Below are 18,827 nucleotides of genomic sequence, written 5' to 3'. Positions count from 1 at the left end.
CACTCGATGATTGGCCTTCCCCGCGCGGTCCAATCCGGCTACCTTGGACGCATGGCTGATGTCCACTTCGGCGTGCGCGCCCTGCAGACCCTCCTCGGCGACTGGCGCGAGCAGCGCGGCACGCGACCCGCCTATCTCGCGCTCGCCGACCGGATCCGCCTCCTGAGCATCGACGGCAGGATCCCCACCGACAGCCGCCTCCCCGCCGAGCGCGAGCTGTCGACGCGGCTCGGCGTCAGCCGGACGACGGTCGCCGCCGCCTACAAGGAGCTGCGCGAGAGCGGCTACCTCGTCAGCGTCCGCGGCTCCGGCAGCGTGACGCGCCTGCCGGGGGCCGCCATCCACGCCGTGCCGTCGCTGGCGCCCGACTTCCTCGACTTCACCAAGGCGGCGCTCCCCGCGGTGCCCGAGCTCGCCGGGGCCTACGCCCGCGCGGCCGAGCGGATGTCGGACCACTTCGACTCCGGCTCCTACGACACCGTCGGCCTGCCGATCCTCCGGCGCGCGATCGCCGACCGCTACACGCAGCGGGGCCTGCGCACCGAGCCCGGCCAGATCATGGTGACGATCGGCGCCCAGCACGCCATCGCCCTCGTCGCCCGGACCCTCCTCGCCCGAGGCGACCGCGCGCTGATCGAGGCGCCCACCTATCCGCACGCCTACGAGGCGCTGCGGCTCGCGGGCGCCCGGCTCGTGCCGGTCAACGTCGACGGCGCCGACGGCTGGGACGGCGAGGGCCTGCTCGCCGCGCTCCGCGGCACGAGCCCCTCGCTCGCGTACCTGATGCCCGACTTCCACAACCCGACCGGCCGCTCGATGGCTCCGGAGCTGCGCGAGCGCACCATCGCCGCCGCGGCCCGCCAGGGCACCCTGATCATCGCCGACGAGACGACGGCCGAGCTCGACATCGACCGGCGGATGTCCCCGCTGCCGTTCGCCGCCTACGGGCCGGAGGGGACGGTGCTCTCGATCGGCTCGGTCGGCAAGACGCTGTGGGGAGGCATCCGCATCGGCTGGATCCGGGCCGAGCGCAGCGTCATCCGCAAGCTCGTCGCCGCGCGCAGCGCCGGGGATCTCGGCAGCCCGATCCTCGAGCAGCTGCTGGTCGCCGACATGCTGGGGAGGATGGACGGCGTGCTCGAGCTGCGCCGCGCCCAGCTGCGGGCCGGCCGCGACCACCTCGAGGCGTCGCTCGCCCGCGCGATCCCGGAGTGGAGCGTGCCGCGTGTCTCGGGCGGCCTCTCGACCTGGGTCGGACTCGGCCGCCCCGCGAGCTCGCAGCTGGCGCTCGCCGCGCGCACCGCGGGCCTGCTGATCACCGCCGGGCCGCGGTTCGGGATCGACGGAGCCTTCGAGCGCTTCCTCCGCATCCCGATCGGCTACTCGCCCGAGGTGACCGACCGCGCCGTGGAAGCGCTCGCCGAGGCCTGGGCGCAGGTCGCCCGGCACCCGGCGGCGGAGGTCGGGTACCTCGCCGACGTGGTCTAGTCGCCGATCATCCCGCGGGACGACGAATACTCAGCAGGCTGATGGAAGACTCCTAGGGTGCATCTCCTCGCCGTCCTGAGCATGAAGAACCGGGCTCTCATCGCCCTCGTCACCGTCGTCGTCGCCGTGTTCGGAGGCGTGGCCCTCACCGGTCTCAAGCAGGAGCTCGCTCCGTCGATCTCGTTCCCGCAGCTCGCCGTGATCTCGAGCTATCCGGGAGCCGCGCCGGAGGTGGTCAACGACGACGTCTCGACGCCGATCGAGACCGCGATCCAGGGCGTGCCGGGGCTCGAGACGACCAGCGCGACCTCGTCGACCAACTCGTCGCTGATCTCGGCCTCGTTCGTCTACGGCACCGATCTCGCGACCGCCGAGCAGAAGATCCTGCAGGCGATCAACCGCATCAAGAGCACGCTGCCCGAGGGCGTCGATCCGCAGGTCGTCACCGGCTCGTTCGACGACCTGCCGGTGCTGCAGCTCGCAGTGTCGAGCGACGGGGACGCCAAGGCGCTCGCGAGCGAGCTGCGCAGCTCCGTCATCCCCGATCTCGAGAAGGTCGACGGAGTGCGCGAGGTCGCTCTCGTCGGCGAGAGCGCCCAGCGCGTCACGATCACTCCCGACGACGCGCAGCTCGCCGCGGCCGGGCTCACGGTCGCCGACATCCGCAGCGCCCTGCAGCAGAACGGCGTGCTGGTCGCCGGCGGCGAGATCACCCAGGACGGCTCGACGTTCTCGGTGCAGTCGGGTGTGAAGCTCGGCTCGACGGAGGACATCGCCGCCCTCCCGCTGCTCCCGCAGACCGTCTCGCCGCTCGCCCCCACCACCCCCACGACCATCGGAGCCGTCGCCACCGTCGCCGTGACCGACGCCCCGATCACCTCGATCTCGCGCGTCAACGGCCAGCCCGCGCTCACCCTCTCGATCACCAAGCTCCCCGCCGCGAACACCGTCGACGTCTCGACCGGCGTCGCGGCGCTGCTGCCCGACCTCGAGGCGTCGCTCGGCGACGGAGCGACGTTCACCTCCGTCTTCGACCAGGCCCCCTACATCCAGGACTCGATCGAGTCGCTCGCGCAGGAGGGGGCGCTCGGCCTCGTCTTCGCAGTGCTGGTGATCCTCGTGTTCCTCCTGTCGGTGCGCTCGACCCTGGTCACGGCGATCTCGATCCCGACCTCGGTGCTGATCACCTTCATCGGGCTGCAGGTCGCCGGCTACACCCTCAACATCCTCACGCTCGGCGCCCTGACGATCGCGATCGGCCGCGTGGTCGACGACTCCATCGTGGTGATCGAGAACATCAAGCGGCACCTCGACGCGGGGGAGGAGCGCGCGGCCACGATCGCGGTCGCCGTCCGCGAGGTCGCCGGAGCGATCACCGCGTCGACGATCACGACCGTCGCCGTGTTCCTGCCGATCTCGTTCGTCGGCGGCACGACGGGCGAGCTGTTCCGGCCGTTCGCGCTGACCGTGACGATCGCGCTGCTCGCCTCCCTGATCGTCGCGCTGACGATCGTGCCGGTGCTGGCGTACTGGTTCCTCCGCCCCTCCAAGCGCGCCGGAGTGCGCGAGGCCGCCCAGGCCGCGCTCGCCGAGGAGCGCAGCGCGGCGGGCGAGACCGTCGAGCAGACCACGCCTCGCCACGGCGCGCACGCCGCTCCCCGCCGGGCCTCCGCCCTGCAGCGCGTCTACGGTCCGATCATCGGCTGGACCCTGCGCCACTCGGTCGCGACCGTGCTGCTCGCCCTGCTCGTGCTGGTCGGCACCGGCGCGCTGTACCCGCTGATGAAGACGAACTTCCTCGGCGCGAGCGGCCAGAACACCTTCACCGTCACCCAGACCGTCCCGGTCGGGCAGAGCCTCGACGCGCAGGACGCCACGGCGCAGCAGGCGAGCACCGCGATCCTCGACGTCGGCGGCGTCGAGACCGTGCAGCTCTCGATCGGCTCGTCGGGCGGCGGTCTGCAGAGCGCCTTCGGCGGCGGCGGGGGCGGCACCTCCATCCGCTACTCGGTCACCACCGACGAGTCGGCCGATCAGGAGGTCGTGCAGTCCGATGTCCGCGACGCGCTCGGCGCGATCGCCTCGCCCGACGACATCAGCGTCGCAGCGTCCTCCGGCTTCGGAGCCTCCTCGGACATCGAGGTCGACCTCTCGAGCGCGTCGCAGAGCGATCTCGAGGGCGCGAACGACACTCTGCTCGCGGCCCTGCGCGGCACCGACGGGATCAGCCAGGCCGAGAGCAACCTCTCCTCGTCCCTGCCCTACATCGCCGTGCGCGTCGATCGTGCCGCGGCGGCGGAGGCGGGGCTCAGCGAGGTCGCCGTCGGGACGCTCGTCGGCAACGCCCTCCAGCCGACCCAGGTCGGCAGCGTGGTGATCGACGACCGGACGCTCTCGATCTACCTCGCCGATGCGCAGCCTCCGGCGACGCTCGACGAGCTGTCGGCCCTGCCGATCCCGACGCTCACCGGCGAGGTCGCGCTGTCGACCCTCGCGACCGTCGAGCAGACGAACGGCCCTGCCAGCATCACCACCGAGCGCGGACAGCGCACCGCCACCATCACCGTGACTCCCGAGGGCGACGACCTCGCCTCCGCGAACGTCGCGGTGCAGTCGGCGATCGACGACACCGATCTGCCCGCGGGTGTCTCGGCGTCGCTCGGCGGAGTCACCGCCGACCAGAGCGACGCCTTCTCGCAGCTCGGGATCGCGCTGCTGGTGGCGATCCTGATCGTCTACGTCGTGATGGTCGCGACCTTCCGCTCGCTGCTGCAGCCCCTGCTCCTGCTGGTCTCGGTCCCGTTCGCGGCGACCGGGGCGATCGCGCTGCAGGTGATCACGGGCGTGCCGCTGGGCGTGCCGTCGCTGATCGGCGTGCTGATGCTGATCGGCATCGTGGTGACGAACGCGATCGTGCTCGTCGACCTGGTGAACCAGTACCGCGAGCGCGGGATGGCGGTGAAGGAGGCGCTGCTGCACGGCACCGAGCGCAGGCTCCGCCCCATCCTGATGACGGCCCTGGCGACGATCTTCGCCCTGCTGCCGATGGCGCTCGGCATCACCGGGCACGGCGGCTTCATCTCGCAGCCGCTGGCGATCGTCGTGATCGGCGGACTCGTGTCCTCGACCGTGCTGACCCTGGTCGTGCTGCCCGTCGTCTACAACCTGGTCGAGGGGTATCGTGAGCGGCGGCGTGCCGCTCGCGCCGAGAGGGCATCGGAATGAGTCGCACGAGCACGGCCGACACGTCCACCATCGGCTACCGCTGGAAGAGCGGCCCCGAGCGGGCAGAGGCGGTGCTGGCCGAGGTGAGCCCGGAGCGCTACGTCGATCCCGACTTCCGCCCCGGCACCCTGCGGCACGTCGTCCTCTTCCGCTTCCGCCCGACCGCGCTGATCTCCGAGGTCGACGAGGTCATCGCCCGCTTCGTGTCGCTCGCCGACGAGTGCGTGCGCGACGGCAGGCCGTACATCGTCTCGCTCGAGACGGGCCCGCAGCTCAGCACCGAGGGTGCCGGCGAGGGCTTCGACCGGGCGTTCCTGCTGACCTTCGCGTCGGAGGGCGACCTCAACTACTACGTCGGCCGCCCGGCCGTCGACGCACCCGGCCTGTTCGATCCGGCGCACGACGCCTTCAAGGCGTTCGTCGGGCCGTTCCTCGACACCGCGGGAGTCGTCGCGTTCGACTTCCGGCCCGAGCTGCTGACGGCACCGCCGCGCCTGGGCTGACGACGGTGGCGACCCCCGGGTTCATCCTGCGGCTGCGCGAGCGGATCGGGACCGAGCTGCTCTGGTTGACGGGCGTCACCGCGGTGATCCTCCGCGGGGAGCAGGTGCTGCTCGTGCGCCGCGCCGATACCGGCGCCTGGACTCCGGTGACCGGCGTCATCGACCCGGGTGAGACGGTGGCCGGGACCGCGGTGCGCGAGGCGCTGGAGGAGACGGGCGTCGTCATCGAGGTCGAGCGCCTGGTCTGGGTGCACACCCTCGCGCCGATGCGGTACCCGAACGGCGACCGCGCGCAGTACCTCGACCACACCGTGCGGGCCCGCTACCTCTCGGGCGAGGCGCACGTCGCCGACGAGGAGTCGAGCGAGGTCGGCTGGTTCGCCCTCGACGCGCTGCCGGAGATGGCTGCGGATCACCGCGAGCGCATCGAGCGTGCGCTGTCGCAGTCGGAGGCGTGCGCTCTCGACTGAGACGCCTCAGACGTGCTCGGACACCAGCACCGCCGTCGTGCCCGGCTCGAGGGCGTCGTAGACGTGCTGCTCGTCGCCCGGGTACGAGAGGTAGTCGCCCGGCCCGAGCTCGACCGGAGCATCGGCCGGTCCGACGTGGGCGCGACCGGTCGAGAGCACGACGTGCTCGACGGTGCCGCGCGCGTGAGGGGCGGAGTCGCGGGCCGTGCCCGGCTCGCCGGCGACGAGGTAGACGTCGCGGCGGGCTCCGGGCGGGCAGGCGCTCAGCAGGGTGGCGACGTAGTCGGCGGTGGCGGAGGCGATGCGGGGCCCCTCGCCGGCGCGGATCAGCTGGACGGTCCGCCGCGGCGGCTCGACGAGGTGCGAGAACGGGACGCCGAGGGCCCCGCCGAGCGCCCAGAGCGTCTCGAGGCTGGGGTTGCCCTCGCCGGCCTCCAGCTGCGAGAGGGTCGACTTGGCGATCCCTGCGCGCCGGGCGATCTCGGAGATGCTCAGTCCGAGCCGACCGCGCTCGCGGCGGAGGGCGGAGGCGACGAGGTCGCGGGGGGAGTCGGTCATGTCGTTCGCCATTCTGATCGAGCGTTCGTCTTGACGAACACCAGGAACACCGGCACGCTTGCGGCATGTCCACCATAAGCGCCGCACGTTCGCTCGTTCGAACACTGAGACCCGATGACCGCCGCGCGATCGCACTCGTGAGCATCTCCGTCGCCGTCGTCGGCGTCTCCTACGGCCTCAGTGCGGCGGGCGTGGGCTTCCCGCTCTGGCAGATCCTGCTGCTCGCCGTGGCCGTGTTCGGCGCCTCCGCCGAGATCCTCTTCGTGGGCGTCATCGCCGCCGGAGGCGCGCCACTCGCCGCCGCGTTCGCCGCGCTGCTCGTGAACGCCCGCGCCCTGCCCTACGGGATGACGGTCGGCACCTTCCTCCCGCGCGGTGTGCTCCGCCTCCTCGGAGCGCACCTCGCGAACGACGAGACGGTCGCGCTGGCGATGTCGGGGGAGACCCGGGAGCGTCGCCGCGCGCTGTTCTGGGTCTCCGGAGCGGCCGTCGCACTGGCCTGGCCGCTCGGCGCCCTCGTGGGGGCCCTCCTCGACGACGCCGTCGCCGATCCCGCCGTGCTCGGCCTCGACGCCGTGTTCCCCGCGGTGCTGCTCGCCCTCGCGATGCCCTCGCTGAGGAACGCGCGCACCGCCGCCGCCGCGTCGGCCGGGGGAGTGGTCGCGCTCGCGGTGCTGCCGATCGCTCCCCTCGGCCTCGCGCCCGTGCTGGCGCTCGCCGGCCTCGTCGTCGCCGGGCGCCGCGCATGAGCACCGCCGCGGTCACGCTCGGCATCGTGGTCCTCGCCGTCGGGAGCTTCGCCCTGCGCACGGGCGGTGCCGCTCTCGCGGGCCGGATCGATCTCGGCGAGGCGACCGGGCGCCTCCTCGATCGCGGCACCGTCGTGCTGCTCGTCGCGGTCGCGCTGGTCTCGGCGCTCGCCGACGGCACCGAGCCGGCCCCGGCCTCCCGCGCGGTCGGAGTCGCGGCGGGAGCAACGGCTGCACTGCTGCGCGCGCCGCTGGTCGTCGTCGTGCTCAGTGCCGCAGCCGTGACCGCGCTGCTGCGGAGGTGACCGCTCGGTCGGTGGCGGGTCAGATCCCCTTGGCGAAGCAGACGCTCGAGTCGTCGCCGACGTAGGCGCCGAATCCGTCGATCTCGACGAATCCCAGGGAGGGAGCGGTGGTGAGGGCGTCGGTCGCTCCTGCATCCGCCCGGAACCGCAGCGTGCGGATCCTCTGGACCCTCGCCCAGGCCTCGGCGGCGCCGAGCAGGCGTCGGGCGACTCCGGAGCGCCGCGCCTCGGGCAGCACGACCGCCGAGAGCAGTTCGGCGAAGTCGTCGGGCCCGGGAGCGAGCGCGAGCGCCCCGAGCAGGCGGCCGGCGGAGTCGCGGGCAGCGAACACGCGGGCGTGCGGCGGTGGTGTCGGCACGAGCAGCGGTGCGAGATCCGGCGAGTCACCGCGCTCGAGCCGGACGACGATCCCGCCGGTCACGACGCCGGGTCCGCCGGCTCCGCCTCGAGCGACAGTGTCTGCTCCGCGGGCACGTCGAGCTGGGCGTGCAGGAACTCGACGATCGTGGCGCGCAGCGAGTCGTCGAGCATGGCGATCGAGTGCATCGCGCCGGGCACCACGACGAACTCGACGCTCGCGCCCGCGGCCTCGAGTGCCTCGGCGAACGCGCTCGACTGCGAGAGCGCGATGCGCTCCTCCGCGGAGTGCGCGATGAAGAAGGCGGGCTCGCTGCCGTCGACGTGCGAGAGCGGCGATGCGTCAGTCGCGGCCGGGCAGTCGGCCAGATCGGCGCAGTCGAGGTAGGTGCGCACGGCGCCGGCGACTCCCACGACCGGGTCGTCGTCGGCGAGGCCCGCGGCGGTCAGATCGGAGGGGCCGCTGAGGTCGACGACCGCCGCGAGTCGCGAAGCGGTCGCCTCCCGCGTGCCGAGCAGCGAGACCAGGTTTCCGCCGGCGGATCCGCCGAACGCCGCCACCCGCTCGGGGTCGATGCCGAAGCGCTCGGTCTGGGCGGGCTCGAGGATCCAGTCGAGCGCCGCCGAGACGTCGTCGATCTGGGTGGGGAAGACGGCGTCCGGAGCGAGGCGGTAGTTCACCGAGACGGCGACGAACCCCTCGGAGGCGAGCCACTGGCAGAGCGGGCGCCAGTTCGCGTCGGCCTTGTCGCCGCGCGCCCAGCTGCCGCCGTGCACGACGAGCACCGCGGGAAGGTCCGTGGAGCCGGCGTCGACCGGCGAGCACACGTCGACCGCCTGGCCCGTCGAGTCGTCGTAGACGAGGTCGGCCTCGACGGGGATGTCCGCGTACTGGGCGACCGGCGCGGCCCCCGCCGCCTGCGCGACCGGCTCCGAGACGGGAGCGCTGGAGCATCCGGTGAGGACTCCCGCGGTGAGCGCCAGGATCGCCGCAGAGAGGGCGAAGGATCGCGTGGGTCGGAGAGGCTCGCGCATGGGTGAGATGAGCGTATGCGAAAGCGCTCCCCGGGCCTAGAGCAACCCCCTGCTCAGGGGGTGTACTGCGGGACCGCGGGCGCCGGCTCCTCGATCGGCGCCTCCGCCTGCAGCCGGACCAGCACCACGCCGACGAGGATCAGCGCCCCGCCCGCGAACTGGATCGGTGCCGGGAGCTCGCCCAGGAGCGCCCATGCCGCGACGATCGAGAACAGCACCTCGGTGAGGCCGACGAAGGAGGCGATCCGGGTGCCGAGGCGCGATCCGCCCGCGATGCCCAGCAGGTAGGCGGTCACGGTCGACATGCCGAGGATGACGGCGGCGGGCAGCAGCCACGACACCTCTGCGCCGACGAAGACGACATCGCCGAAGCTCGCCCGCAGTGGCGTGATCCCCACGGCGCCCAGCACCAGCAGCAGCGCGGCACCGACCGTCATCGCTCCGGCGGTGAGCGCGATCGGCGGCAGCTCGGGGTCGATCCGCCCGGCGATCACGTAGTAGACGCAGAGGCCGAGGGAGGCGGTGAGCGCCCAGGCGATGCCGACCAGCTCGGGGGTGGCCTGGCCCGACAGATCCAGCACCAGCACCAGCCCGAGCAGGGCGAGCGCCGAGCCGCCGAGGGTGAAGCGGCCGGGGTGCCTCCTGGTGCGCGCCCAGGCGAAGAGCACGAGGAACACGGGTGCGAGGTACTCGATCAGCAGGGCGACGCCGACCGACATGTGCTCGATCGCGCTGTAGAAGCAGAGCTGCGCGGCGATGACGGCGAAGACTCCGTAGAGCGCGATCGTGCCGAGGTTGCGGCGCAGCACGTGCCAGCGGCCGCGGAGCGAGAGCATGGCGGGGATGGCGAGGATCAGCGCGGCGCCTCCCGCGCGCCAGAGCACGGCCGCGGCGGGGGTCCAGCCCGCCTCGAGAAGCGGCTTCACGAAGGGGCCGCCGAGCCCGAAGGCGGCGGCTGCTGCGAGCGCGAGGACGAGGCCGGAGCCGAGACGGCGCGGAGGTGCGGAGGTCGTCACGAGCGGCTCCCTTCAGGAGTGTCAGCCGTTATGCTCGTGACACTAATTGTCCGCGCTGTCAGGAGTCAACATGGTCTTCGCTCATGACGTCGAGGCGGCCCTCACCGCGACCGCCGTGCTCGTCAACACCCTCCCCGAGCTCTCGCACTCGGGCGAGGACGAACTGGCCGCCCTCGAGCAGCTCGAGGACTTCGTGAGCGACAACCGCTACACCGGCAGCCGCGAGCACACCCCCGGCGAGCTCGAGGCGGTGCGCGGCGTCCGGGCGCCGCTGCGCTCGCTCTGGCTCAGCCGGGCGGAGGAGGATCTCGTCGCCATCGTGAACGGGATGCTGGAGGACGCGCCGGCCCTGCCGCAGCTGGTCAGGCACGGCATCTACGGCTGGCACCTGCACGCGACCCGCGACGAGAGCCCGCTCGCCACCCGCATCGTCGTCGAGGCGGCGATGGCGTTCGTCGACGTCGTCCGCGGCGACGAGCGCGACCGCATCAGGATCTGCGCCGCCGATGACTGCGAGGCCGTGCTCGTCGACCTCTCGCGCAACCGCTCGAAGCGCTACTGCGACACCGGCAACTGCGGCAACCGGGCGAACGTGGCGGCGTACCGAGCGCGGCGGGCGTCGGAGTAGCGCGCGCGCCCTAGCCAGCAGCCTCGCCGCCCTGTAGACTTCCGCGGTCGGCTCTTGACTCCGTGCGCTGACGCGCGGATGGGTTTGTCAGTCAAGCGGGCCGGATCCACGACAGTCGTCGTCGGATAAATCACATGTGTGAATCGGCCCCGGTCCTCGCCTCCCGCTCAGCGCTCCTGAGTGTCGGCATCCCGGGTTCTCGCAGGCCTGCGCTCGAACGCCCCCACGAGGGTGCTGATCGCCGCAGCCTGCTCGCGCACGACCTGAACCCAGGAAAGCAGCAGTCATGCCCAAGAACAAGAAGCCCGCCGGCGGTCGCCCCGCCAAGAACTTCGAGCCCAACCGCTTCGGCCCGTCCAGCGGCAAGTCGCAGCTCGGAGGCCGCTCGCGCTTCCCCGCGGCGAAGCCCGGCGCGCGCAGCGAGGGCCACCGCGGCTACCGCCCCGTCGACGAGAACGCGCCGAAGAAGGCGCGCTGGAACGCCGACGAGCGTGCAGAGCGCGCATCCGAGCGCAGCGACCGCCCGACGCGTTCGTACGACCGCGACGAGCGCCCGGCGCGTTCGTTCGACCGCGACGCCCGCCCGGCGCGCAGCTTCGACCGCACCGACCGTCCGGCCCGCGGCTACGACCGCGACGAGCGTCCGGCTCGCTCGAACGACCGCGACGACCGTCCTGCTCGCTCGTACGACCGCAGCGACCGCCCCGCTCGCAGCTACGACCGCACCGAGCGCCCTGCCCGTTCCTACGACCGCGACGCCCGCCCTGCTCGCTCGAACGACCGCGACGACCGCCCTTCCCGCAGCTACGACCGCGACGCTCGTCCCGCCCGATCGAACGATCGCGACGACCGTCCGGCCCGTTCCTACGACCGAGACGCCCGCCCCGCTCGCTCGAACGACCGCGACGAGCGCCCCGCGCGCAGCTACGACCGCACCGAGCGCCCCGCGCGCAGCTTCGACCGCGACTCCCGTCCCGCCCGCTCCTTCGACCGCGACTCCCGCCCCGCCCGCTCGCACGACCGCGGCGACCGCCCGACCCGCAGCTTCGACCGCCACGACAAGCCGTCGCGTCGCGACTCCGGCTCCGACTTCTACCCCAGCCGCACCGCGCGCCCGAGCCACCAGGCCGACGACGTCGTGCTCGAGCGCCTCGAGGCGACCTCGACCCTGGCGGTCGACGTCGAGGGCGTCACCTTCGGCGACCTCGGCCTCGGCGCCAACATCGTCCGTCAGCTGACCGGCATGGGAGCGGCCGCGCCGTTCCCGATCCAGGCCGCGACCATCCCCGAGGTGCTCGCCGGCAAGGACGTCCTCGGCCGCGGCAAGACCGGCTCGGGCAAGACGATCGCGTTCGGCGCCCCCGTCGTCGAGCGCCTGATGGAGAACGACGGCGCCAAGGGCCGCAAGCCCGGCCGCGCCCCGCGTGCCCTCATCCTCGCGCCGACCCGCGAGCTGGCGATGCAGATCGACCGCACGATCCAGCCCATCGCCCGCTCGGTCGGCCTCTTCACGGCCACGATCTACGGAGGCGTCCCTCAGTACAAGCAGGTCGGCGCCCTCCAGCGCGGGGTCGACATCATCATCGCGACGCCCGGCCGTCTCGAGGACCTCGTCGAGCAGGGTCGTCTCGACCTCTCGAGCATCACGATCACCGTCCTCGACGAGGCCGACCACATGTGCGACCTCGGCTTCCTCGAGCCGGTGCAGCGGATCCTCCGGGGCACCGCTCGCGGTGGCCAGCGCCTTTTGTTCTCGGCCACCCTCGACAAGGGCGTCGCGACGCTCGTCGAGGAGTTCCTCGTGAAGCCGAGCGTGCACGAGGTCGCGGGGGAGGACCAGGCGTCCTCGACCATCGACCACCGCGTCCTGCTCATCGAGCACCGCGACAAGGGCCGGATCATCGAGGAGCTCGCTGCGCGCGCCGGCAAGACGCTGATCTTCGCCCGCACCCGCGCCTTCGCCGAGCAGCTCGCCGAGCAGCTCGAGCACGCCGACATCCCCGCGACGAGCCTGCACGGCGACCTCAACCAGTCGCGCCGCACGCGCAACCTCGCACTGCTCACGAGCGGTCGCGTCGACGTCCTCGTCGCGACCGACGTCGCGGCGCGCGGCATCCACGTCGACGACATCGACCTGGTCATCCAGGCCGACGCGCCCGACGAGTACAAGACCTACCTGCACCGCTCCGGTCGCACCGGCCGCGCGGGCAAGAAGGGCACGGTCGTGACGCTCATCACGCGCAACCGCCGCCACCGCATGGAGGAGCTCCTCGAGCGCGCCGAGATCGAGGCCGACATGGTCTCCGCGTTCCCGGGCGACCGCGTGCTGGCCGAGATCAGCGCGCCGGCGGAGTAGTCACCGGCGACGGACGGCGCGAGTCCTCAGCGACCCGCGCCGTCCGCCAGGTGTCGATCGCGATCACCGAGCCGAGCATCACCAGCGACAGCGAGAACGACGCCAGGGTGTCGGTCAGCCAGTGGTAGCCGAGGTAGAGGCGGCTGACGATCTGGCCGACGATCATGCCGAGAGCGAGCGCGTAGCCTCCGATCGCCCAGACGGGTGAGGATCGGCGCGAGGCGAGCAGGAACGTCGTGATCAGGAAGAAGTCGCAGACCCCCATCACGTGCCCGGACGGGTAGGAGAAGGTCAGATCGGGGCCGAGCAGCATCGTGGCGATCGGCGGGCGCGAGCGCTCGACGAGGTGCGCCGCGAGCTGCACGCTGATCACGCCGACGAGCATGAAGAGCGCGAGCAGGACCGGTCGCCACAGGTGCCGGGCGAGTGCGATCCACAGCACCAGCACCACGGCGATGATCACGGGCAGGTAGACCGGCCCGAACACAGTGGCGAGCGTGTCCATCACGACGGTGCCCTCCGCGAAGCGGCGCTCGCGGAACCACTCGGCCACCGAGATGTCCAGCGACGCCAGCCCGGATCGGGTCATCACCTGCACGGTCAGGCCCGCGAAGGCGAGGAGCCCGACGATGATCAGCGCGAGAGCGGTCGTGTTCAGCCGCCGCCGCGCCGCAGCCGGCATCATCCGCTCCTCGACGATGAAGCGCCGGTGGAAGCGCGCGCGGCGCGTGAGGGTGTGCATCCGGTCACCGTAGAGCCGGCACGACATCGCGGCGAGGGCTTGCCCCGCTCACTCCGACGCGGCGAAGAACTCCTCGATCGCCTTCATCAGCGCCACCAGGTCGCCGACGTGCGCGAGTTCCCGCGCCGAGTGCATCGAGAGAAGCGGCACGCCGACGTCCACGGTGCGGATCCCGAGCCGCGTCGCGGTGAGCGGGCCGATCGTCGAGCCGCACGGGACGGTGTTGTTCGAGACGAACTCCTGGTACTCGACCCCGGCTCGCGCGCAGACGCCCGCCCAGAGTGCGGTGCCCTTCGCGTCCGTCGCGTAGCGCTGCGAGGCGTTGATCTTCAGCAGCGGTCCCTTGCCCGCGACCGGCTGGTTCACCGGGTCGTGCTTCTCGGAGTAGTTGGGGTGCACGGAGTGACCGGCGTCGGCCGACAGGCACCAGGATCCCGCGATCGCCCGGGCGTGGTCGTCGATGCCCGCTCCGAGCGCCGCACCGATCCGGTTCAGCACGTCCTCGAGGAAGGGGCCGCTCGCGCCCGATCGCGTCGCCGACCCGAGCTCCTCGTGATCGAAGGCGGCGAGCACGCTGATGTGGCCCGGTGCCGCGTCCTCGGCGCTCGCCGAGAGCAGCGCGACGAGCCCTGCGTGGACCGAGCTGAGGTCGTCCATCCGGCCGGCGGCGAAGAGCGCCTCATCGAGGCCGAAGCGCGCGGGCGGCTGGGTGTCGGCGGTGACGAGGTCGAATCCGACGATGTCGGAGGCGCCGTCGAGCCCGGCCCTCGCCGCCAGCATCCCGAGCAGGTCGTCGTCGGTCGCAGCCCCCACGCCGTAGACCGGCACCGTGTGCTTCTGCCGGTCGAGCTTCAGTCCGTCGTTAACTCCGCGGTCGAGGTGGACGGCGAGTTGCGGGATGCGCAGGAACGGACCCGTGCGCACGAGCACCTCGCTCCCGTCCCGGGTCACGAGGCGCCCCGCGAGCTCGAGCTCGCGGTCGAGCCAGGAGTTCAGGAGCGGTCCGCCGTAGATCTCGACCCCGGCCTGCAGCCAGCCCTTCGACTCGATCGTCGGATGCGGCTTGAGCGTGAAGCCGGGCGAATCGGTGTGCGCCCCGAGGATGCGGAACGGCGTCACGGCGTCGGCGCCGGCGGGGAGGTGCCAGGCGATGACGGCGCCGTCGCGGACGACGTGGTAGCGACCGGGGGAGGCGGGCCAGGCCTCCGTCTCGTCGAGCCCGGTGAAGCCGGCCGCCTCGAGCCGACGCGCCGTCTCCGCCGCGGCGTGGAACGAGGAGGGTGAGGCGGTGAGGAACGCGGCGAAATCGGCGATGTGGTCGGCGTGATCGGTCATCGCTCCAGTGAAGCACCCGGCGGGAGCACCACGCGCGAACGCCGAAGGGCGGACGCCCGCAGGCGCCCGCCCTTCGGCGTGGTGGTGGTTCTCAGTGACTAGCTGGCCGGGGGGGTCAGAACGGTGTCGATGAGGTAGACGGTCGCGTTGGCGGTCTGGACGCCTCCGCAGATGACCGAGGCGTCGTTCACCTTGATGTCGTCGCCGGAACCGGTGACGGTGACGTCGCCGCCCTGGACGGTGGTGTGCGTGCCGTCGATGTCGTCAGGGGCGATCTGGCCGGGGACGACGTGGTAGGTGAGGATCGACGAGAGCGTCGCAGCGCCCTCGGGGGTCTTCAGCGTCTCGAGGGTCGCGGCGTCGAGCTTCGCGAACGCGTCGTCGACGGGGGCGAAGACGGTGAACTCGCTGCCGTTCAGCGTGTCGACGAGGTTGACGTCGGGGTTGAGGGCACCCGAGACCGCAGCGGTCAGGGTGGTCAGCAGCGGGTTGTTCGACGCGGCGGTGGCCACCGGGTCGAGGGCCATGCCGGCGACCGAGCCGGAGCCGTCCGGGACCTGCTCGGCGTAGGCGGCGCAGCCGGAGCCGACGAGGTTGGCGGCCGGGTCCATGGTCGCCATCTCGGACGAGGTCGCCATCGGCGTCGACATCTCGGTGGCGGCGTCGGAGGACTCGGTGGTGCTCCCGCTGCCGCTCGAGCAGGCGGTGAGGCCGAGGGTGGCGGTGCCCAGCAGGGCGAATGCGGCGAACATGGTGCGCTTGGTGGATCGCATGGGGTTTCTCCTTCGTGAGACGGTCTCCACGGGGGCGGAGGACCTGAACTGTGTGGACCGTTTCGCGGCCGTTGACATGTCTTCGGAGCCCTCCCTGAGGGGGTTTGGAATTGATTCGTTCTTCTAGGTAACGGCTTCGTAACGCGGCCGTCCTGCCCGTCATGACGCGGATTCCGGGGCCGCACGCATCGATTACCCTGGGAGAAGGCCTGCGCACGGTGCGCACTCGGGCCATCACTCCCGGGGAGACGAGCAGGTGCAGACGCGAGGCGCACGGGTGGCACGGGGCTCCGTCGCCGCCGTCGCCGCGACCGCCACCGCCGCCGCCTCCCACACGCTCGCCGGTGCCGAGGCGCCCGCGCTGCCGATCCTCGCTCTCGCGATCGCCTTCTCGGCCGTCGTCTGCGTGCTCCTCTCGGGTCGGCGCCTCTCGCTGCCGCGCCTCGCCGTCTCGGTGCTGCTGAGCCAGCTCGCCTACCACGGGCTCTTCCTCGCGACGGGGGGCAGCGGAGCCGTCAGCGTGGCCGGGACGACCGCCACCGGCGCGCACTTCCACGACGGTGGCACCGTCGAGCTGATCGCGGCCGGGGGCGGGCACGCCGCGCACTCGCCGGCCATGCTCGGCGCGCACCTGATCGCGGCACTGCTCACGGTCGCGGCGCTCCGCCACGGCGAGCGCCTCTTCTGGACCCTCGGTGCCGAGATCCTGCGCATCGTGGTCCGGATCGTCGCGCGCGCCTCCGCACTGCTCGCCCCCTCCGGAGCGGCCGTCGCCCTCGTCGGCACCCCCGAGCCGCGCGCCCCCCGCGCCCTCGACGCGGTCCTCTCCCTCCTGCGGCACCGCGGGCCACCCGCGCGGGCTCTGCTCGCCGTCTGACGTCGCCCCGCGTGGGACGACTCCGGTCGGCGTTCCCGCGCGCACCGCGACTCCGCGCTGCGTCCTCGCTCCCGGCGATCCGCCGTCTTCAAAGGACTCCGCACATGACCACGTCTTCCTCCTCCCGCTCCTCCCGCCTGCGCCTCGTCGGAGGCGGCACCCTCGCCGCCGCGGGCGCCCTCGCTCTGGCCCTCTCGGCGCCCGCCGCGGCGAACGCGCACGTCACCGCTGCCGCGAGCAGCACCGCCGCCGGCTCGTACACCATCGTCACGTTCTCGCTCGCGCACGGCTGCGACGGCTCGCCCACCACCGGGCTGACGATCACGATGCCCGACGGCGTCAACTCCGTCAGCCCGACCGTCAACCCCAACTGGGACGTCGTCAAGAACGAGGTCGCGATCGCCGATCCCGTGACCGACTCGCACGGCAACACCGCGACCGAGCGCGTCTCCGATGTGGTCTACACCGCGAAGACCCCGTTGGCCGACGGGTACCGCGACACCGTCTCGCTGCAGCTGCAGATCCCCGAGGACGCCGAGGGTCAGACCCTCGAGTTCCCTGTGCTGCAGACCTGCGAGACCGGCTCGACCGCGTGGGACCAGCCCACCGTCGAGGGCCAGGACGAGCCTGAGCTCCCCGCTCCGGTCGTCGTCGTGACCGCTGCGGAGGAGGGCGCCGGCCATCACGGCGGCGATGACGACGGCGACGGCGACGACTCGGTGACGACCGCCGCGTCCGCCACCAGCGCAGCAGCCCCCTCCGGTGATGACGTCGTCGCGCGCGTCCTGGGTGTCGGCGGCCTCGTCGTCGGAGCCGTGGGTGTCGCCGTGGCCCTCGCTTCGCGTCGCCGCGGCCCGAAGGCGTCCGCGTGACCCGCAGCCCCCGACGGGCCGGGCGTCTCCTCCTCGCCGCCGCGATCGGGCTCCTCGGCTCGATCGCCGTGGCGGCGCCCGCGAGCGCCCACAACTACCTCGTCTCGACCACGCCCGCGGAGGACTCCACGGTCACCGAGCAGCCCGGGACGCTGATGCTCACGACCAACGACGACCTCCTCGTGCTCGGCACCGACGGCTCGGCGGCGGCGCTGCGCGTCGTCGGTCCCGATGGGCTCTTCTACGGCGACGGCTGCGTCACGGTGCGCGGTCCGGAGGCGTCCATGCCACTCGAGCTCGGCGCGGCAGGGTCGTACGACGTGACCTGGCAGGTCGTCTCGACCGACGGCCACCCGGTCTCGGGTCAGTACTCGTTCGACTGGCAGCCCGGCGCCGACGCGACGCTGGCCGAGGGCTCGGAGTCGGTGCCGGACTGCAACGGCACGGTCGACGTGTCGAACCAGTCGGCGACGACCTCCGACGAGTCCGAGAGCGCGTCGGCCGCCGATCCCGCACTGCTGGGCGACGTCCTGTGGATCGGCGGTGCGCTCGTCGCCGTCGTCGCGGCCGTGGGAGTCACGCTGCTGGTACTCCGCCGCCGACAGGGCTGACGGCGCGGGCCTCCTGAACGCTGCTCGTTCGTGCGGGCTCAGTTCAGGAGGCTCGCCAGCGGCCCCGAGTCGAGATCGGTGAGGATCGCCGCGGCGTCCTCGTAGACCGCGACTGCGCCCGCCTCGCGCAGCTCGCGCTCGCCGGTCCCGCCGGACATCACCGCGACCGTGGCGAGCCCGGCTCGCTCGGCGGCGATCACGTCCCACGTCGCGTCTCCGATCATGATCGCGTGGTCGGTCGTGACCCCCGCGCGCTCGAGGGCGATGCCGATCAGGTCGGGGCTCGGCTTCGCCGTCTCGACGTCCTCGCCGCTCGTGATCGCGTGCACGATGCCGTCGCCGAGGTCGAGCACCCGCAGCAGCACCTCGAGCTCCTCCTGCGGAGCAGAGGTCGCGAGCACCACCCGGGCGCCGCGGCCGGCGATCGCCGCGATCAGCTCGCGTGCCCCCGGCAGTGGCTCGATGCGCACCGACAGCTCGGCGTAGTTCTTCGCGTGCAGCGCCTTCAGCTGCGTCCTGGTCGCGTCGTCGACGTCGTCATCGAGGAGCAGGCCGAGCAGCTCGCCCGCGTCGGCGCCGATCGCGCGCTGGATGCGCCAGGCCGCGACCTCGAGATCGCACTGCCAGAACGCCCGTGCCCAGGCCTCGATGTGCAAGAAGTTGGAGTCGGCGAGCGTTCCGTCGATGTCGAAGAGCACGGCGGTCGTGCTGCTCGTGCTGCTGCTGCCGGCGTCTGCCGTCATGTGGTTCTCCCTCTCGTATCGTCGCCCGCCGTCACCAGGCCGAAGTGGGAACGCTACGCCGTCGCCCGAACCGCACAGGACCCCCTTGACGCAGATCCGTGGCCGAGGGCTGCTCGCTGCAGACCGGCGACGACATCGGCGGACGGACGGGGTGCGTCCTGGAGCGCGGGCGGCCAGACACGGC

General features: G+C 72.5%; 19 protein-coding genes. 11 read left to right on the top strand and 8 right to left on the bottom strand.

Going from position 1 to position 18,827, the window contains the following annotated elements; all coding sequences use genetic code 11:
- Positions 1-51: 51 nt before the first annotated feature.
- From yczR to ASG06_RS01795, 4 genes are read left to right on the top strand one after another with little or no spacing between them, the layout of a single operon-like run.
- Complete coding sequence (gene yczR / locus ASG06_RS01810; protein ID WP_056037690.1) at positions 52-1,488, top strand: MocR-like transcription factor YczR; 1,437 nt, start codon at positions 52-54, stop codon at positions 1,486-1,488.
- A 57-nt stretch (positions 1,489-1,545) separates the two neighbouring features.
- Entirely contained in the window at positions 1,546-4,713 is a 3,168-nt protein-coding gene (locus ASG06_RS01805) for an efflux RND transporter permease subunit (RefSeq protein ID WP_056037689.1), read from the top strand.
- Positions 4,710-5,216: a Dabb family protein gene (locus ASG06_RS01800; RefSeq protein ID WP_082498866.1), complete on the top strand. Its 507-nt coding sequence runs from the start codon at positions 4,710-4,712 to the stop codon at positions 5,214-5,216. The genes ASG06_RS01805 and ASG06_RS01800 overlap by 4 nt, the downstream gene beginning before the upstream one ends.
- Positions 5,217-5,221: 5 nt before the next feature.
- Positions 5,222-5,686, top strand: coding sequence for an NUDIX hydrolase (locus ASG06_RS01795; RefSeq protein WP_056037686.1), 465 nt, complete (start codon positions 5,222-5,224; stop codon positions 5,684-5,686).
- A 6-nt stretch (positions 5,687-5,692) separates the two neighbouring features.
- Here the strand turns inward: ASG06_RS01795 and ASG06_RS01790 are convergent, their stop codons facing one another.
- Positions 5,693-6,244: a helix-turn-helix domain-containing protein gene (locus tag ASG06_RS01790; RefSeq protein WP_197409340.1), complete on the bottom strand. Its 552-nt coding sequence runs from the start codon at positions 6,242-6,244 to the stop codon at positions 5,693-5,695.
- 137 nt (positions 6,245-6,381) lie between these two features.
- Here ASG06_RS01790 and ASG06_RS01785 point away from each other — a divergent pair, with 137 nt between their 5' ends.
- Positions 6,382-6,993 carry an AzlC family ABC transporter permease gene (locus tag ASG06_RS01785; protein WP_231727584.1) on the top strand — a complete coding sequence of 204 codons (612 nt, stop codon included), beginning with the start codon at positions 6,382-6,384 and terminating at the stop codon, positions 6,991-6,993.
- A complete protein-coding gene (locus ASG06_RS01780; RefSeq protein WP_056037678.1) occupies positions 6,990-7,298 on the top strand; it encodes an AzlD domain-containing protein in 309 nt (102 codons plus the stop codon). Before ASG06_RS01785 ends, ASG06_RS01780 begins: the two co-directional genes overlap by 4 nt.
- 19 nt (positions 7,299-7,317) lie before the next feature.
- Here the strand turns inward: ASG06_RS01780 and ASG06_RS01775 are convergent, their stop codons facing one another.
- From ASG06_RS01775 to ASG06_RS01765, 3 genes are read right to left on the bottom strand one after another with little or no spacing between them, the layout of a single operon-like run.
- A complete protein-coding gene (locus ASG06_RS01775; RefSeq protein ID WP_056037676.1) occupies positions 7,318-7,719 on the bottom strand; it encodes a GNAT family N-acetyltransferase in 402 nt (133 codons plus the stop codon).
- Complete coding sequence (locus tag ASG06_RS01770; RefSeq protein WP_056037672.1) at positions 7,716-8,690, bottom strand: alpha/beta hydrolase; 975 nt, start codon at positions 8,688-8,690, stop codon at positions 7,716-7,718. Before ASG06_RS01770 ends, ASG06_RS01775 begins: the two co-directional genes overlap by 4 nt.
- 53 nt (positions 8,691-8,743) lie before the next feature.
- On the bottom strand, positions 8,744-9,706 hold the full coding sequence (locus ASG06_RS01765) for an EamA family transporter (protein ID WP_056037669.1): 963 nt from the start codon (positions 9,704-9,706) through the stop codon (positions 8,744-8,746).
- A gap of 70 nt (positions 9,707-9,776) precedes the next feature.
- On the opposite strand from ASG06_RS01765, the gene ASG06_RS01760 reads away from it, so the two are divergent.
- Complete coding sequence (locus ASG06_RS01760; protein WP_056037666.1) at positions 9,777-10,334, top strand: CGNR zinc finger domain-containing protein; 558 nt, start codon at positions 9,777-9,779, stop codon at positions 10,332-10,334.
- Between the two features lie 286 nt (positions 10,335-10,620).
- The gene (locus ASG06_RS01755) at positions 10,621-12,690 is read left to right on the top strand and encodes a DEAD/DEAH box helicase (protein ID WP_056037663.1); all 2,070 of its coding nucleotides are present in this window, start codon (positions 10,621-10,623) and stop codon (positions 12,688-12,690) included.
- Here ASG06_RS01755 and ASG06_RS01750 read toward each other — a convergent pair.
- The 3 genes from ASG06_RS01750 to ASG06_RS01740 all read right to left on the bottom strand — a co-directional run bounded on the left by ASG06_RS01750 (position 12,671) and on the right by ASG06_RS01740 (position 15,540).
- Complete coding sequence (locus tag ASG06_RS01750) at positions 12,671-13,432, bottom strand: phosphatase PAP2 family protein (protein WP_056040344.1); 762 nt, start codon at positions 13,430-13,432, stop codon at positions 12,671-12,673. The genes ASG06_RS01755 and ASG06_RS01750 overlap by 20 nt on opposite strands.
- 48 nt (positions 13,433-13,480) lie before the next feature.
- Positions 13,481-14,767, bottom strand: coding sequence for a M18 family aminopeptidase (locus tag ASG06_RS01745; RefSeq protein ID WP_056037658.1), 1,287 nt, complete (start codon positions 14,765-14,767; stop codon positions 13,481-13,483).
- Between the two features lie 98 nt (positions 14,768-14,865).
- The gene (locus tag ASG06_RS01740) at positions 14,866-15,540 is read right to left on the bottom strand and encodes a fasciclin domain-containing protein (RefSeq protein ID WP_056037654.1); all 675 of its coding nucleotides are present in this window, start codon (positions 15,538-15,540) and stop codon (positions 14,866-14,868) included.
- Positions 15,541-15,817: 277 nt separating this feature from the next.
- On the opposite strand from ASG06_RS01740, the gene ASG06_RS01735 reads away from it, so the two are divergent.
- From ASG06_RS01735 to ASG06_RS01725, 3 genes are all read left to right on the top strand, one after another.
- Positions 15,818-16,417, top strand: coding sequence for a hypothetical protein (locus ASG06_RS01735; RefSeq protein WP_056037651.1), 600 nt, complete (start codon positions 15,818-15,820; stop codon positions 16,415-16,417).
- Between the two features lie 104 nt (positions 16,418-16,521).
- Positions 16,522-17,289 carry a YcnI family copper-binding membrane protein gene (locus ASG06_RS01730; RefSeq protein WP_056037648.1) on the top strand — a complete coding sequence of 256 codons (768 nt, stop codon included), beginning with the start codon at positions 16,522-16,524 and terminating at the stop codon, positions 17,287-17,289.
- Positions 17,286-17,900, top strand: a complete 615-nt coding sequence (locus ASG06_RS01725) for a copper resistance CopC family protein (RefSeq protein WP_056037645.1) — start codon at positions 17,286-17,288, stop codon at positions 17,898-17,900. Before ASG06_RS01730 ends, ASG06_RS01725 begins: the two co-directional genes overlap by 4 nt.
- Positions 17,901-17,938: 38 nt before the next feature.
- On the opposite strand, the gene ASG06_RS01720 is transcribed toward ASG06_RS01725, so the two are convergent.
- Complete coding sequence (locus ASG06_RS01720) at positions 17,939-18,643, bottom strand: HAD family hydrolase (RefSeq protein ID WP_056037643.1); 705 nt, start codon at positions 18,641-18,643, stop codon at positions 17,939-17,941.
- Between the last annotated feature and the right edge of the window lie 184 nt (positions 18,644-18,827).

It is taken from the genome of Rathayibacter sp. Leaf185, assembly GCF_001423885.1.
In the GTDB taxonomy this organism is placed as follows: Bacteria; Actinomycetota; Actinomycetes; order Actinomycetales; family Microbacteriaceae; genus Rathayibacter.
Note: the sequence above shows the minus strand (reverse complement) of the source record. Positions and strands in the feature narration are given on the sequence as shown.

What these genes read in the sequence shown, in the direction of transcription:
- ASG06_RS01755 (WP_056037663.1), top strand. Translation starts at nt 10,621, where the DNA reads ATGCCCAAGAACAAGAAGCCCGCCGGCGGTCGCCCCGCCAAGAACTTC.
- ASG06_RS01750 (WP_056040344.1), bottom strand. Translation starts at nt 13,432, where the DNA reads ATGCACACCCTCACGCGCCGCGCGCGCTTCCACCGGCGCTTCATCGTC.
- ASG06_RS01720 (WP_056037643.1), bottom strand. Translation starts at nt 18,643, where the DNA reads ATGACGGCAGACGCCGGCAGCAGCAGCACGAGCAGCACGACCGCCGTG.
- ASG06_RS01790 (WP_197409340.1), bottom strand. Translation starts at nt 6,244, where the DNA reads ATGACCGACTCCCCCCGCGACCTCGTCGCCTCCGCCCTCCGCCGCGAG.
- ASG06_RS01770 (WP_056037672.1), bottom strand. Translation starts at nt 8,690, where the DNA reads ATGCGCGAGCCTCTCCGACCCACGCGATCCTTCGCCCTCTCTGCGGCG.
- ASG06_RS01745 (WP_056037658.1), bottom strand. Translation starts at nt 14,767, where the DNA reads ATGACCGATCACGCCGACCACATCGCCGATTTCGCCGCGTTCCTCACC.
- ASG06_RS01730 (WP_056037648.1), top strand. Translation starts at nt 16,522, where the DNA reads ATGACCACGTCTTCCTCCTCCCGCTCCTCCCGCCTGCGCCTCGTCGGA.
- ASG06_RS01800 (WP_082498866.1), top strand. Translation starts at nt 4,710, where the DNA reads ATGAGTCGCACGAGCACGGCCGACACGTCCACCATCGGCTACCGCTGG.
- ASG06_RS01740 (WP_056037654.1), bottom strand. Translation starts at nt 15,540, where the DNA reads ATGCGATCCACCAAGCGCACCATGTTCGCCGCATTCGCCCTGCTGGGC.
- yczR (WP_056037690.1), top strand. Translation starts at nt 52, where the DNA reads ATGGCTGATGTCCACTTCGGCGTGCGCGCCCTGCAGACCCTCCTCGGC.
- ASG06_RS01760 (WP_056037666.1), top strand. Translation starts at nt 9,777, where the DNA reads ATGGTCTTCGCTCATGACGTCGAGGCGGCCCTCACCGCGACCGCCGTG.
- ASG06_RS01780 (WP_056037678.1), top strand. Translation starts at nt 6,990, where the DNA reads ATGAGCACCGCCGCGGTCACGCTCGGCATCGTGGTCCTCGCCGTCGGG.